Origin of the sequence: Ensifer sp. Root423, from assembly GCF_001426275.1 — a bacterium.
Taxonomy (GTDB): domain Bacteria; phylum Pseudomonadota; class Alphaproteobacteria; order Rhizobiales; family Rhizobiaceae; genus Ensifer; species Ensifer adhaerens.
Genome location: NZ_LMEG01000006.1, coordinates 78,602 through 92,926, shown reverse-complemented (window position 1 = coordinate 92,926; position 14,325 = coordinate 78,602). Strand labels below are relative to the sequence as shown.

11 protein-coding genes are annotated in these 14,325 nt (G+C 60.7%); 6 read left to right on the top strand and 5 right to left on the bottom strand.

Translation table 11 applies throughout. From position 1 onward, the window contains the following. Positions 1-23: 23 nt before the first annotated feature. Both ASD01_RS08995 and ASD01_RS08990 read right to left on the bottom strand, forming a co-directional pair. Positions 24-1,895, bottom strand: a complete 1,872-nt coding sequence (locus tag ASD01_RS08995) for a sigma-54-dependent Fis family transcriptional regulator (RefSeq protein ID WP_060643840.1) — start codon at positions 1,893-1,895, stop codon at positions 24-26. A 193-nt stretch (positions 1,896-2,088) separates the two neighbouring features. Then, on the bottom strand, positions 2,089-2,754 hold the full coding sequence (locus ASD01_RS08990) for a TetR/AcrR family transcriptional regulator (protein ID WP_029742882.1): 666 nt from the start codon (positions 2,752-2,754) through the stop codon (positions 2,089-2,091). Positions 2,755-3,032: 278 nt separating this feature from the next. Between ASD01_RS08990 and ASD01_RS08985 the strand changes: the two genes are divergently transcribed. From ASD01_RS08985 to ASD01_RS08965, 5 genes are all read left to right on the top strand, one after another. Beyond that, on the top strand, positions 3,033-3,596 hold the full coding sequence (locus ASD01_RS08985) for a TRAP transporter small permease (RefSeq protein WP_034796497.1): 564 nt from the start codon (positions 3,033-3,035) through the stop codon (positions 3,594-3,596). Between the two features lie 10 nt (positions 3,597-3,606). Continuing rightward, positions 3,607-4,887, top strand: a complete 1,281-nt coding sequence (locus ASD01_RS08980) for a TRAP transporter large permease subunit (RefSeq protein ID WP_060517979.1) — start codon at positions 3,607-3,609, stop codon at positions 4,885-4,887. A 63-nt stretch (positions 4,888-4,950) separates the two neighbouring features. After that, positions 4,951-5,967 carry a TRAP transporter substrate-binding protein gene (locus ASD01_RS08975; protein ID WP_034796493.1) on the top strand — a complete coding sequence of 339 codons (1,017 nt, stop codon included), beginning with the start codon at positions 4,951-4,953 and terminating at the stop codon, positions 5,965-5,967. Between the two features lie 91 nt (positions 5,968-6,058). Further along, entirely contained in the window at positions 6,059-6,919 is an 861-nt protein-coding gene (locus ASD01_RS08970; protein ID WP_034796491.1) for a shikimate dehydrogenase, read from the top strand. Positions 6,920-6,948: 29 nt separating this feature from the next. Beyond that, positions 6,949-8,838, top strand: coding sequence for a bifunctional sugar phosphate isomerase/epimerase/4-hydroxyphenylpyruvate dioxygenase family protein (locus ASD01_RS08965; protein ID WP_034796489.1), 1,890 nt, complete (start codon positions 6,949-6,951; stop codon positions 8,836-8,838). Between the two features lie 332 nt (positions 8,839-9,170). Here ASD01_RS08965 and ASD01_RS08960 read toward each other — a convergent pair whose 3' ends face one another. From ASD01_RS08960 to ASD01_RS08950, 3 genes are all read right to left on the bottom strand, one after another. Then, on the bottom strand, positions 9,171-10,244 hold the full coding sequence (locus ASD01_RS08960; protein ID WP_034796486.1) for a porin: 1,074 nt from the start codon (positions 10,242-10,244) through the stop codon (positions 9,171-9,173). Between the two features lie 149 nt (positions 10,245-10,393). Beyond that, on the bottom strand, positions 10,394-12,130 hold the full coding sequence (locus tag ASD01_RS08955; protein WP_034796537.1) for an LVIVD repeat-containing protein: 1,737 nt from the start codon (positions 12,128-12,130) through the stop codon (positions 10,394-10,396). 235 nt (positions 12,131-12,365) lie between these two features. Further along, positions 12,366-13,151, bottom strand: coding sequence for a GntR family transcriptional regulator (locus ASD01_RS08950; RefSeq protein ID WP_060643839.1), 786 nt, complete (start codon positions 13,149-13,151; stop codon positions 12,366-12,368). Between the two features lie 165 nt (positions 13,152-13,316). Here ASD01_RS08950 and ASD01_RS08945 point away from each other — a divergent pair, with 165 nt between their 5' ends. Then, positions 13,317-14,303, top strand: coding sequence for an ABC transporter substrate-binding protein (locus tag ASD01_RS08945; RefSeq protein ID WP_034796482.1), 987 nt, complete (start codon positions 13,317-13,319; stop codon positions 14,301-14,303). Positions 14,304-14,325 lie beyond the last annotated feature (22 nt).

Sequence of the window (14,325 nt, the reverse complement as noted above, 5' to 3'; positions counted from 1 at the left end):
CAACAGGTGTTGCAGGCGTTGCGTCAGTTGAGCCGCTTCAGACGGCGGTGGATCGTGGAACGGTTGACGCCGAGCTTTCTCGCAAGCGCCGAAACGTTGTCGCCGCAGTCCCTGAGTGCCTGGCGTAACGCATCATCCTCGCCGGGCAACGAGTGGATGGCTTCGGAGAAGAGATGTTCCGGCAGGCACTCGCTATCGATGAGACCATTTTCGGAAAGGGCCGCGGCCACGCGCAGAACATTGGAAAGCTCACGCAGATTTCCGGGCCATTCATGCGCGAGCAAGGCCGCCCGAGCCGTCTTGTCGATGCGGTAGGACTCGTGGTTCTCCTTCTCGACACGAGCGCGTAATTGGTCGATCAGCCAGCTAAGATCCTGACGCTCTCGCAAGGCGGGGAGCGAGAGCGTTGCTGCGTTCAGGCGGTAATAGAGGTCTTCCCGGAAACGGCCCTGCTTAACCAGTTCCGCCAGATCGCGGTGGGAGGCGGAGACGACGCGCAGGCGGATTGGCCGGGCCTTCAGCGCCCCAATCGGCTGGATCTCATTTTCCGAGAGCACGCGCAACAGCCGGCTTTGCAGCGTGAACGGCATGTCGCCGATCTCGTCGAGGAACAGGGTGCCACCGTCCGCATCCTCGATCAGGCCGCGCTTACCTTTCTGGCTGGCGCCCGTGAAGGCACCGGGTGCGTAGCCGAACAGCTCGGATTCGATGAGATGTTCGGGAATGGCTGCGCAATTTACGGCGACGAAATTGCCATTGTCGCCGCAGCTGTCATGGATCGCGCGAGCAAGATACTCCTTGCCGCTGCCCGTCTCCCCTTGAATGAGAATTGGGATGCGGCGTGTGGCCAATTTCGCCGCGCGGGTCTGCACCCGTTCCATTGTCGCGTCGCCCTGGCTGAGATCGCGCAGGGCTCGGGGGAGGCGCGCTTCGGGCGCGGCGGGCGTGCGCAGGCTGACGACGGGCGCGATGGCGCTGGCGAATAGGACTAGGCCGCTCTTGGCTCTCAGCAAGCGTTCGCCGTTCGGACGACCGCGCATGAAGTTGGGCAAATCGTCCACGTCGATATCGAACACCTCCGAGAGCGGAAGGCCGAGGAAATTGCGTGTCTGGAGGCCGCGGATGTTCATCGAGCGGGCGAGGGCGCCAAAGCCACCATGGGTCATGCCGGTGATGTGACCGCTGCCGTCGAGGGCGATCGCGGCGTCCGGGTCGACATCCAGGAATTCCGGGGAGCGGGCAAGCCGCAGGACCCAGTCGTTGCGGGTGCGGGTCATGAGGTTGGCAAGCTCGATCCGCCGCGCAGTGGCGGATACCAGATGCAGCGCCAGCTGCTGGCTTGCCTTGGCAGTGGGCGACCGGAGCTGGGAGATGTCGAGCACGGCGGTCAGGTCGCCAAGCGTGTCGAAGACCGGCGCCGCCGTACAGGTCAGACCGATATGGCTCGCGTCGAAATGATCGTCCTGATGGATGATGACCGGCTGGCCGGAGACGATGCATGCCCCGACGGCACAGGTGCCCGCCCGGCTCTCAGACCACTCCGAGCCGAGATAGAGGCCCGCCTTACGCAGCTGATTGTCGAAGGTCGGATCCCCCATGAAATCGACGGTGACGCCGCGGGCATCGGACAGCAACAGCACATAGTTCTGTTCGGCGACTTGGTTGAACAGCCCTTCAAGCCCGGAACGCCCGATGCGGATCAGTTCTTCCGCCTGTTCGCGATGCTCGCGCAGCTTCGATCCCGGAACGATATAGGCTTCCTGCGCGATCGTCGGATCCAGCTTGTAATCATTGAGGCAGCGAAGCCAGGATTGGACGACGGGCTCGTCGCGTGGGCTCGCGGCCCCGGAGGCGACTCGTTCTATCTCACGAATATGCGACAGCGACGTCGACATCGAGCGCCCTCCTGACGGGAAAGCTGACACACTCTCATCGACAACGTCAAGCCAACGGTGGACGGTGACGTGCGTCAGCCAAGCGCTTGCCGACGAGGCCTATCGAAGTCTGGGCTGCACGTCGTTGAGATCGGCAGCGTTCTGGCATTAACACCCCATTGCCTGAGTGCTTCCCATCCCATGCGCGATAGCCCTAGGATATGGGGTTCGCTGCCCCTTCCTCCGTCTGGAGGTAGCTGATCACGGCGTCGGCGATCATTCGGCGATGGCGGCCGATCGTGGCCGATTCGGAAAGATCCCTGCGAAAGATAGTTCCGAATGTATATCGGTTCGAAACCCGGAAGAAGCAGAAGGCACTGATCAGCATATGCACATCTATCGGGTCGGCCTTTCGCTTGAATGCACCCTCAGCGATACCGCGTTCCAGAATGCCCGCGATCGTTTCGATGACCGAGACATTCAGATCACGGATCGCTTCCGACCGCAGCATATGCGCTGCGTGGTGGATGTTTTCGATGCTGACCAATCGCACAAAGTCGGGATTGGCCTCGTCGTGGTCGAATGTGCTGGAAATTAGCGTACGCAACGCCTCTTCCGGGGCAAGGCTTGAAAGCTTCAGGTCCTCCTCGAGCGTGCGGATCTTGCGATAGGCGCGCTCAAGCACGGACAGGTAAAGTCCCTCCTTGCCCCCGAAATAGTAATAGATCATGCGCTTGGAGGTTCGGGTCCGTTCTGCGATCGCGTCAACGCGTCCGCCCGCAAGGCCGTGTGTGGAGAACTCTTCCGTAGCGACGACAAGGATGTCTTCCTTGGTGCGTTCCGGATCGTTCTTCCGACTTGCCTCAACCCGCCCCGCCATTCTTTTTCATCACTCCCCCGGCACTCGCCGAAATTTTCCAATGAAACCAAATCGAAACGGGCGAGCGCAGAGGCTCGCCACACCGCCTCCCGTGAGATTCATATTGAGGTTACGGGGGTCTTTCAAGAGAGTCTGCTTGACATACGTACTAGTTCGTACATTTTGTAGTGGCGAAGACGACTTGAGGAGGATGTGTTCGCACCGGTGCCCTGACGCCGCCCCGTGACGCCAATGTGATGCGCGGGCGCCAAGACGGCACTCCGCTTTGGGAGGAGCGCATGATCCGCATTATCGATTTCTATTTCTTCGCGCTGAAGGTGGCGATTGCCTTGCTGCTTGCCGGCATGGTCGTCCTCGTCTTCGGCAACGTCGTTTTGCGCTATGCGTTCAATCAGGGCATCACGGTCTCTGAGGAGCTATCACGCATCTTCTTCGTCTGGCTCACGTTTCTTGGCGCCGTGGTTGCCTTGCGCGAACACGGGCATCTCGGCGTTGATACGCTCATCAAACGACTGCCGCCGGCCGCCGCGAAGGTCGCGGTGCTTCTTGGCCATGTGTTGATGCTCTACGCTACCTGGCTGATGATCAGCGGCAGCTGGACGCAGACGCTCATCAACCTGCATGTCGGCGCGCCTGCGACTGGGCTTTCCATGGGCTTCTTCTACGGGGCCGGTCTCGCCTTTGGGGTACCCGCATTCCTCATCCTGCTTGCCGACGCTTTCGCCATCGCGACCGGACGCATCGACGTGACGACGGCGGAACTGGTGCGCGACAGCGAAGACGAAGTGGCGCTTGACCCACACCCCACGGCCACGCTCGGGCCGCTGCCCGTCAAACGCTGAGGACGAGCCGATGACGGTCACCATCTTCCTTGGCGCACTTCTCGGCCCCATGGCGCTCGGCGTGCCGATTGCATTTGCGCTGATCATCAGCGGCGTCGCCCTGATGCTCTTTCTCGGGCTCTTCGATGCACAGATCGTCGCCCAAAACGTCTTGAACGGCGCCGACAGCTTTCCGTTGATGGCCGTGCCCTTCTTCCTGCTTGCAGGCGAGGTCATGAACACCGGCGGGCTTTCCCGCCGCATCGTCGCCCTGGCGATGGCCATGGTCGGTCACATCCGCGGCGGCCTCGGCTTCGTGGCGATCTTTGCCGCCTGCATTCTTTCCAGCCTCTCTGGTTCAGCTGTCGCCGACGCGGCGGCCCTCGGCGCGCTGCTTCTGCCGATGATGCTGAAGAGCGGTCATGATCCGGCGCGCGCCGGAGGGCTGCTTGCCTCTGCATCGATCATCGGGCCTATCATTCCGCCGTCGATCGGCTTCATCCTCTATGGTGTGGTTGGCGGCGTCTCGATCACCAAGCTCTTTCTTGCGGGCATTTTCCCGGGTTTGATGATCGCCGCGGCCCTTTGCATCACTTGGCTTATCGTCGCTCGCAAGGAGCAGTTCGAGCTCCCGCCAAGACAAAGCGCCCGCGTGCGGCTTGGAGCGCTGCTCGACAGTGTCTGGGCGCTTCTGTTGCCGGTGATCATCATCGTTGGTCTGAAGTTTGGTGTTTTCACGCCAACCGAAGCCGGCGTTGTTGCGGCGGTCTACGCCCTGTTCGTCTCGATGGTCATCTATCGCGAATTGACGCCAGGCCAGCTTTTCCATGTCTTCGTAGCGGCCGCGAAAATTACATCCGTCGTGATGTTCCTGGTTGCCTGCGCTGCCGTTTCCGCCTGGCTGATTACGGTTGCAGACGTCCCCGGTGCGCTTGCCGCGCTTGTCGAACCGCTGATGGACAACCAGACCCTTCTGCTCATCGCAATCATGGTCCTGATCGTCGTCGTCGGGACAGCGATGGACATGACGCCGACGATCCTCGTCATGACGCCGGTTCTGATGCCGATCATCAAACAGGCGGGGATCGACCCGGTCTATTTCGGCGTGCTGTTCATCATCAACAATTCGATCGGCCTGATCACCCCGCCAGTGGGCACCGTTCTCAACGTTATCTGCGGCGTCTCGAAACTGACGATGGAGGACCTGATGAAGGGCGTGTGGCCCTTCCTCATTGCCGAACTGATCGTCCTTTTCCTGCTCGTCCTGTTCCCAGAACTGGTGACCGTACCGGTCTCCTGGTTCGGGCACTGACGGCAACTTTTTATTGCGCTTCAACAGGCCGGCGGGATTACCGGCTCAATCTGGGAGGATAACATGTTGAACCGATTGACAAAAATGGCACTGGGCGTCGCCCTGCCGATCGTTTTGTTTGCAGCAGCGCCAACGCTTGCAGAGATACGCGACCAGACCATCAAGTTCGCGTCAGCCAACAACAAGGGTCACCCCCAAGTGACGGGCATGGAGAAGTTCGCCGAGCTCGTGAATGAAAGGAGTGGCGGCAAGATCGAGGTGAAGCTGTTCCCCGGCGGCACGCTTGGTGGTGACGTGCAGACCGTCTCTGCTCTCCAGGGCGGCGTTATCGAGATGACCGTGTTGAACGCCGGTATTCTTGCCAACAACGTCAAGCAATTCGGTGCCGTCGACCTTCCTTTCCTCTTCAATAGTGGCGAGGAGGCGGACAAGGTGATGGATGGCCCCTTTGGCGAGAGCCTCAGCAAGCTTTTGCCCGATACCGGCCTAGTCGGACTTGGATACTGGGAACTCGGCTTCCGCAATCTCACAAACAATCGCCATGCAGTGACCAAGCTTGAAGACATCAAGGGCCTTAAGATCCGCACGATCCAGTCCCCGATCCCGATCGAGCTCTTCAACACGCTCGGGGCCAACGCCGTGCCGCTGCCCTACACCGAACTCTATACAGCGCTCGAGACCGGAACGGTCGATGGCCAGGAAAACCCCGCCGCAAACATCCTGAACGCCAAGTTCTACGAAGTGCAGAAATACATGACGCTGACCCGTCACCAGTACAATCCGCAGATCGTGCTCGTCAGCAAGAAGTTCTGGGACGGCCTGAACGACGAGGAAAAGACCGTCCTGCAGGCGGCCGCGACCGAGGCCCGCGACTATCAGCGCAAGGTCTCGCGCGAGGCGGATACCGCAGCCCTTGAGGAAATCCGCAAGACAGGCATGGAGGTCAGCGAATTCAGTCCCGAGGAGACGCAGAAGCTGCGCGACGCCGTCAAGCCGGTGATCGAGAAGTTTAGCGCCGAGATCGGCGCTGACACCGTGCAGTTGTTGTTCAAGGAGATAGGTGCCGCGCGGGGCCAGTAACCGCGCGAATACTTCGGCCCGCCCGCAAAGTCGCGGCGGGCCGCAGGCTGGCTGCCCTTTGCAACGGGCTCAGAAGATGGAAACGGAAACAATGTCCGAAACGCTTGTAAGACCCTTGAAGGCGGGCCTGATCGGTGCAGGCATCCAGGCCTCGTTGACGCCCGCCATGCACATGGCCGAAGGTGCAGCTCAGGGACTCCGCTATGCTTATGAGCTTATCGATCTTTCCGAAATTGGTGCGACGGAAAATGATCTGCCGCGGCTGCTCGCCGACGCTGAGAGGCAGGGGTTTGCCGGCCTCAACATAACCCATCCGTGCAAGCAGTCGGTCATTGCCCATCTCGATGAACTCTCGCCAGACGCACACAGGCTCGGTGCCGTCAACACGGTCGTGCTCACAGGAGGGCGACGATATGGCCACAACACCGATTGGTGGGGCTTTGCGGAAGGCTTCAGGCGCGGATTGCCCGATGCAGATCTTTCCTCGGGCGTGCAACTGGGAGCAGGAGGTGCGGGCGTCGCAACAGCCTATGCCGCGCTTTCGTTTGGCCTGAAGCGTCTCATCGTTTTCGATCGCGAGCCGGAACGGGCGCGATTGCTTGCCGCGATGCTGACCGCCTTGTTTCCAGAAGCCGACATCACCGCCGGTACGGACCTTTCTGTTGCGATGCGATCGGCATCCGGGTTGATTCACGCCACGCCGACCGGCATGGCGAACCATCCCGGGATGCCGCTTGACGCCGAACTTCTCGATCCGCGGCACTGGGTCGCCGAGATCGTCTATTTCCCGCTCGAAACGCCGCTGCTTTCAGAAGCGAGGCGACGCGGATGCCGCACGCTCGACGGTGGAGGAATGGCGGTATTCCAGGCAGTTGGCGCTTTTCGCCTGTTTACAGGTCTTGAGCCCGACACAACGCGGATGCTTGCCCATTTCAAGGCAATGACCGGCTGATTCCCGAAAATTCCACCGAGGAGCAAGTGATGAAGACCTCGATAGCAACGGTTTCGCTCAGCGGCGACCTCAAGGACAAGCTGCGTGCCATCGCCAAGGCGGGCTTTGCCGGTGTCGAAATCTTCGAGAACGATTTCCTCGCCTTTGACGAGAGCCCGCGTCAGGTCGGCCGCATGGTGCGAGATTTCGGTTTGGAGATCAGTCTGTTCCAGCCGTTCCGGGATTTTGAGGGCATGCCGGAGCCGTTGAGAGCCCGAACGTTCGACCGTGCCGAGCGCAAGTTCGACTTGATGGAGGAGCTTGGCACGGACCTCGTCCTTGTCTGTTCCAATGTCTCGCCGGCTGCCGTTGGTGGCATTGACAGGGCGGCCGCGGACTTTAGCGAACTCGGCGAAAGGGCCGCAAAGCGGGGCTTGCGCGTCGGTTACGAAGCGCTCGCCTGGGGACGTCATATCAGCGATCATCGAGACGCCTGGGAAATCGTCCGACGCGTCGATCACCCGAGTATCGGGCTGATTCTCGACAGCTTTCATACGCTGTCGCGCAAGATCGAGATCAACTCGATCCGCTCCATCCCGAAGGAGAAGATCTTCATAGTCCAGTTGGCCGACGCCCCGCTGATCGACATGGATCTGCTGTATTGGAGCCGGCACTTCCGCAATATGCCGGGCGAGGGCGATCTCCCAGTGACAGACTTTACCCGCGCGGTGGCGGCAACTGGATATGACGGCTATCTATCGCTCGAAATCTTCAACGACCAATTTCGTGGAGGCAATGCCAATGCGATCGCTGTCGACGGATATCGCTCGCTGATCTATCTCGGGGATCAGGTTAGGCGCGCCGAACCGGATACTCGTTTGCCGGTCCCCATAATGCCCCCCCGCGCCGACGTGAGAGGTGTAGCGTTCGTGGAGTTCAGTGCCTCGGAAGAGGAAGCAAGCGAACTCGAAGCGTTGCTCATTTCAATCGGATTCACGAAAACAGCACAGCATCGGACGAAACAAGTGGTGGTTTATCGCCAGGGCGCCATCAACTTGGTGGTCAACACCGAGCGCGAAGGCTTTGCCAGCGCTTCCTATCTCGTTCACGGCACGTCCGCCTATGCCTTCGGCCTCATGGTGGATGATGCTGCGGCGACGGTAGAAAGGGCACGGGTGCTTGGGGCAGAACCATTCGAGCAGCCGGTTGGTCCAGGCGAGCTCGTGGTTCCGGCGATCCACGGCGTGGGCGGAGGGCTCATCTATTTTCTGGACGACAAATCCGAGCTCTCCAAGATCTGGGAGATCGAGTTTGAGCCAGTGCGCGACGGCGGCTCTGTCATCGCGGCCGGATTATGCTCCATCGATCACATCGCTCAGACCGTAAAATATGAGGAAATGCTAACCTGGCTGCTCTTCTACACATCGCTTCTTGATGCTCATAAGACGCCGATGATCGACATCGTCGATCCAGCAGGCATCGTTCGCAGCCAGGTCGTGGAAAATGACGCCGGCACGTTGCGCCTGACACTGAACGGCGCGGAAAATCGCAACACGCTGGCCGGCCGGTTCATCGCCGAAACCTTCGGTTCCGGCGTCCAGCATCTGGCCTTTGCCACCAATGACATTTTTTCGACTGCGCAGGCATTGCGCGCCAATGGTTTCAAGGCGCTACCGATTTCGCCGAACTACTACGATGACGTTGAAGCGCGCTTCGGTCTCGACGTTCAACTCGTCGAAAGGCTGAAGTCCGAAAACATCCTCTATGACCGCGACGAGGACGGCGAGTATTACCAGCTCTACAGCCCGACCTTTGGCGAAGGTTTCTTCTTCGAGATCGTCGAAAGACGGGGCTATCGCGGCTACGGAGCCGCCAACGCGATTTTTCGCATTGCAGCGCTACGAAAGTACCTGAGGCCAGAGGGGCTGCCAAAAGGCTGACAGCCTAGCGATGGTAATTCTTTCCGTTGCTAGGGAAAGTTCGCGCCCGGTTCCCGGCCGATGGCATGCCCTATGCTGAAATCCTTTGGCGCACGACCCTTCAACCGGTCAAGCCGCGTGCGAACGGACCCTGGCCGCGAGCAGTCGCCGCCTGGAATGCTCATCTTGGAGTGGTGAGATACTCGTAAGCTTTGAAACAACTGGTGGCGGGGTTCGATTCCGTTCAGGGAGTTGCACAGCGCGAAGGTTTCTCTGGCAAGGGCAGCCCGCATCGTTGCTGCAGCCGGATAAAAACCGGCAGCAAGGTCGCCGCCGGTTCCTCAACGCGAAGCTTAAAAGTTTCTTTGGAAGCGCACGACACCACCGAAGGCGTCCTCGTGTCCGCGAAACCCGCGAAAAGCGGTGTAGTCGAGCTCCGGCGTGATCTTGAAGCCCGGCGCGATCTCATAGGCAACATTGAGGGCTGCGTTCCAGGTGCCATCCTCCTCGAAGTCGATCTGGCTGTTGATGGTTGCCTTTTCGCTGACCTTCACGGAAGCACCGCCCCACATTGCCCAGTCGCCGTACCAGCTGCCGTAGTAGTTCGGCCGGCTCGGGTCGGACTGGTAGGCAGCCATGACGAACAATGAGAGCGTGTCGGTGACGTCGAGGTTGACGCGCGCCTTGAAGGCCCAGGCATCATAGCGCGTGTCATAGGCCGCCATGCCAAAAAGCGTCATCCGGTCCGCTTCGTATTTCACCCCGCCGAGGAGGTGGGGAATGCTGTCGGCCCGGAGGTCAAACCACTCGCGGCTTGCCACGCCGGACGCGTCGACCACCTCCAGTTCCCAGGAGCCATTGCCTTCCTCTGCGCCCACCATGGCGGAAAAGCCGTTGCCGAAGTCGTGGGTATAGCTCGCCTGCATCGTGCGGTCGCCCGAGTAGTAAATGACGTCGTCGTAGATGACGTTGCCGGCACCCCAGGTCCAGTTGGCAAAGAGCGAATCGGCGATGCCGACCGAGAAGCCGGCAAGCTCGATAAGCGCTTCCGAAATGTAGATGCGCTCGCCCGATGCCTTGTGCTCGAAGCGCGTCTCCAGATAGGAGCGCAGCGTACCGAATTCGGTTTCATTGCGAGCGTCGAAGCGTAGTGTCGCCCGCGCCTTGCCGGGCAAGCCATCGAGCGAGCCGCCCCAGTAGACATCGTCGCCGGCCGCAACCTCGTGGCGCAGGTAGCCGCTGATCTTCAGGCAGGTTTCGGTACCCGGAACATAGAAGAAACCGTTGCCATAGGCATCGCAGACGCGGACAGATTCGACCGGTTCCGCGTCTGCAGCCGTTGCCGCTTGGGTGGCGGCCATCAGGCAGAGCGCCGCTGCGGCACCTTTCAGGAGGAGAAGTGCCGTAGCACTGGTTGGTTTGTACATATCGAGTTCGTTCCCTTGTCGGTTCTTGAAAATTGGCAAAGCTTCGCCGGCTCCGTCCGTGGCGTGCGGGACAAGCGGGTGCTGAGCGGGTCTGTATGGAATGAGAGAAAAAAGGGCCGGTATCGTTTGCGATACCGGCCAGTCGGGGGTTACCCGCGCGGCGGCCAGACTTCGCCGGCAAGGCCGGTTTTCGGTACACCGAGAAGCGGCGTCTTCAGGGCGCGGATGCCGTCGATGCTGATCAGCCAGATGATGTTGCGGTCGTACTCGGTAAAGACCGCGAAGCTGGCGTTTTCATAGGTGTATTCGGGCATTTCCTCAGGCTTGGGGAAGCGCGGCACGTAGTAGCCGGCGATCTTCGGATCCTTCGGGTCCTTGACGTCGAAGATCTGCAGCCCGGCATTGTAGAAGGCATAAGGCAGGATGCCCTGCCGGCTGTAACCGGGCTGGTGGGTCGTGCCGGACCGCTTCGGACCAAAACTGCCGCGCCGCTGGCAATAGTCGGTGAATTCGGCCTCTGCCGGGGGTGTCGGACGCGGGAAGGTGGCGACGACCTTCGGGTCCTTCGGATCCTTGGCGTCGATGACCAGCACGTCCTTGTAGGGCTCGTAGCAGTTGGAGTTCATCGGGTAGCCGTTGGCAAAGACATAGCCGGTGCGCTCGTACTGGCTGGTATCGGCATTGTCGAATTCGGTACCGGCAAAGCTTGGCGGGATGCTCAGATGGCCCATCATTTCCGGCGTGCCGGGATTGGTGAGATCGAAGGTGTAGAAGCCGAGGCCGCCCATCGCGCCGAAGCCGATCTTGCCACCTTTTTCCACCGGCTTCGGCAGGAACAGCGGCATGCGCGAGCCCATCCAAGACGTGCGGTTGCCGGCGCGCGGGTTCATCAGGTAGGCGTCCTCGCTTGCCTTGTCGCCGACGACCTGTCCGGGAACGGTGACCTGGCTGACGAAAAGAGGATTGGCCGGGTCCGTCATGTCCCAAGCCTGGTAGCCCGGCGAATGCAGGTAGTCCGGATACTCGGTCAATGCGTAGCTGTCGTCGGGCGCCGACGAGAGGTACATGTACTTGCCGCCAAACCAGGCGGGTGCGTCGAGCGAACCGGAGCCCTGCTGCTTGCCGATGGGCGCGTCCGGGTTGTTGATGTCGGTCGTGCGGGTGGCGATCAGCGTCCAGTCACTCGGCAGCGGCCCGTTCATCTCGTAGACCTTGAAGCCCTTGAGCGAATTGTAGTGGCGTAGCGTCTCGACGATGTCGGGCTGGGTGCGCTTGTTGTCGAGAATGCCGAAGCGGCCGATCTCGTAGGAGGCTACGACGACGTTTTTCTGGAGCTTTTCACTCCAGGCAATCGTCATGCCGCCGAAATAGTCCTGGACCGTCTTGGCGTCCCAGTCTTCGCTTGAACCGTCCGGTCCCCAGACGCCGCCCTTGGAATAGACGACCTTGGCCTTGGCCGGGTCGGTGATGTCGAGCACGCGCATGTAGTCGCGGTCATGCAGGTACATGTAGCGCTTGCCGTCAAAATCCGCGACGTCGGGCCAGGCATGCCAGGGCGACGTGATGTGTGGGTAGAAGGCGATTTCCTCGACGTTGCTCTTGTAGGTTTTGTCGTCCCAATGGGTGAGCTGGCCGGGGAAGTTCGGCGATGCGCCGAGTGCTGTGGCGCGCGGCGCGTTGAACTTGCCCGTCGCCGGATCCATGCCGTAGTCCTTGCCCGGCGTCAGCGCCGGCGGCTGCTTGTCGTAGGTCAGTTCCGACCAGCGCTTGAGGTGGGGATCCTGGATGTTGATCTCCGTCGGTACTTCCTTTTCCCAACCCGCGGCAAGCGCAGTGCCCGCGGCCAGACACAAAATTGAGCACGTGATGATCAGCCTTCTCGGCATGTTGGTCTCCTCCTGGAATATCGGTGAACGGACGCGTCCAAGGCTGGCAGCGGCGCAAGCAAACGACAGCTCGGCGGCGAACACACCCCTGTGTCGCGTTCCGAATTCTTCTTTCGTCGTGTCAGTTGATCGCGCAGGCCTCCTCATGCCCGCGCAAATCACGCCGCTTCCGTTTGCTTAGGCGCCATGAAACAGGGTCGCTTTCCCCATAACAATCGCCTTAATCAGCATTAATTCATGCGGATTTCTTATGAGTTCCCGGGCGTGTTGATGGTTTGCGGGATGCAGATGACGCAGCTTCCCCTTCCTCGACGGCGTAGACTTCGAGCGGATAGCCGAAATGCTCGTCCATCAGGATCCGAGCGCGTTCGGCGTTGCGGTCGAGTACGGCCTCCATCAGCTCGGTGTGCGGACCGATTGATTGCGCCTTATGCAGCGCGGCCATGGCCTCCGCGTAGCCGGCCGTCTCTCCGTGCGCCGCGCGCAGGACTGGGGCGAAGGCGAGGAACCGGTAGTGGCGTTGGAGCTGGTCGGAGATGGTCGAGCGGAAGTGCATCAGCCAACTCGATTGCGCAGCGCTCAAGAGGGCGGCGTGAAATGCCTCGTGCCGTTCCATCCAGGTATCCACGGCAAGGTCGGAAGAATCCTCGACGATCGTCTTGCAGCGAGACAGACGGTAGTGCGCCGTGACGATCGCCGATTCCCATTCCGAGCCGCCGCGCTCCATGGCTTCCAGCAATAGAGGGATTTCGACGACCGCGCGCGCCTTCGTCAGATCCTCCAGCCCCTTGCGCGACACGGGTGCGACGGTGAAGCCGCGGTTGGAGATCGCCACTACCAGCCGCTCGGCCTCCAGCCGTGACAGTGCCTCTCGAAGAGGTGTCCGCCCGACATCATAGGTCTTGCTCAGAAGGTCGGGCCGCAACGGCGCCCCCGGTTGCAGGCGGGCCATGAGGATCTCGGTCCGCAAAATCCTGTAGGCGGCCTCTGTTTTTGTGCTGTTTTCCTGCTCGTCGACCAAAGGCACCTCCAAAATTCACCGCCCGAATGTTCGGTAATCATATATGCGAGAATAATATATGATAATCGCCAATTGCTATAATTGTATACTATATCGTTGACTTTGCCGTTGGGCTGCGCTTCCTCATCGCTCGTGCTGTCACTGCAACAGCTGGAGGAGGAACACATGGCGACGACAAAATCGAAACTCATCACAGGCCTGATGGCGGCGGGCCTGGTGCTTGCCGGCATCGGTTCGGCGGCTGCCGATCCGATCCGCATCGGCATCGCCAATTTCGGCGAACACCCACCGCTCAACGCCGCCATCGCCGGCTTCAAGGCGGCGCTCGCCGAAAACGGCTTCGTCGAGGGCAAGGACGTCGTCTACACGGAGAGCCACACCAATTTCGACGCCTCGCTGGTGCCGCAGATGATCGCCAAGCTGCAGGCCGAACAGCCAAAGCTCGTATACACCGTCACCACCCCGGTTTCGCAGATCGCCAAGAAGGCGCTCGCAGGCTCCGGCATCCCGGTGATCTTCACGGCCGTGACCGATCCGGTCGCGGCCAAGCTCGTGCCTTCCCGCGAAAGCGGTGATGACGGCATCACCGGTGCGACCGACAGCCAGGACATGGCGGCGGTGCTCGACTTCACCAGGAAGCTCCTGCCGAACGCCAAGCGGGTCGGTCTGCCTTACAATCCGGGCGAGGCCAACGACGTCGCGCTGCTCGAAGCTGTGCGCAAAATTGCGCCTGAGCAGGGCTTTGAAGTCGTCGAAGTCGGCGTCGACAACCTCAACGATATCCAGCAGCGCATCACCTCGCTCTCCGGTAAGGTCGACGTCATCTATGGCCCGACCTCCAACATGATCCAGCCGGCCATCGCAGCCGTCGCGTCGGCCGCGCGCCAGGCGGGCATCCCGGTCGTCAATGCCGTCGATACTGCCGTACAGGAGGGTTTCGTGCCGGCAAGCTTTGCCGTCAACTACGAGCAGGTCGGCAAGAATGCCGGCAAGATTGCGGCTGAAGTCTTGAAGGGCAAGGACCCGAAGTCCATTGCTCCTGTTTTCCCTGCCTATGAGGACCACCAGGCACTGATCTCGAAGAAGGCGATGGCCGCCTTCGGCGTCGAGATCCCGGCTTCGCTCGCCGACTGCAACTGCATCGTCGAGTAATCCGACGCCAGCTACGGCGGCG

What these genes read in the sequence shown, in the direction of transcription:
- ASD01_RS08995 (WP_060643840.1), bottom strand. Translation starts at nt 1,895, where the DNA reads ATGTCGACGTCGCTGTCGCATATTCGTGAGATAGAACGAGTCGCCTCC.
- ASD01_RS08990 (WP_029742882.1), bottom strand. Translation starts at nt 2,754, where the DNA reads ATGGCGGGGCGGGTTGAGGCAAGTCGGAAGAACGATCCGGAACGCACC.
- ASD01_RS08985 (WP_034796497.1), top strand. Translation starts at nt 3,033, where the DNA reads ATGATCCGCATTATCGATTTCTATTTCTTCGCGCTGAAGGTGGCGATT.
- ASD01_RS08980 (WP_060517979.1), top strand. Translation starts at nt 3,607, where the DNA reads ATGACGGTCACCATCTTCCTTGGCGCACTTCTCGGCCCCATGGCGCTC.
- ASD01_RS08975 (WP_034796493.1), top strand. Translation starts at nt 4,951, where the DNA reads ATGTTGAACCGATTGACAAAAATGGCACTGGGCGTCGCCCTGCCGATC.
- ASD01_RS08970 (WP_034796491.1), top strand. Translation starts at nt 6,059, where the DNA reads ATGTCCGAAACGCTTGTAAGACCCTTGAAGGCGGGCCTGATCGGTGCA.
- ASD01_RS08965 (WP_034796489.1), top strand. Translation starts at nt 6,949, where the DNA reads ATGAAGACCTCGATAGCAACGGTTTCGCTCAGCGGCGACCTCAAGGAC.
- ASD01_RS08960 (WP_034796486.1), bottom strand. Translation starts at nt 10,244, where the DNA reads ATGTACAAACCAACCAGTGCTACGGCACTTCTCCTCCTGAAAGGTGCC.
- ASD01_RS08955 (WP_034796537.1), bottom strand. Translation starts at nt 12,130, where the DNA reads ATGCCGAGAAGGCTGATCATCACGTGCTCAATTTTGTGTCTGGCCGCG.
- ASD01_RS08945 (WP_034796482.1), top strand. Translation starts at nt 13,317, where the DNA reads ATGGCGACGACAAAATCGAAACTCATCACAGGCCTGATGGCGGCGGGC.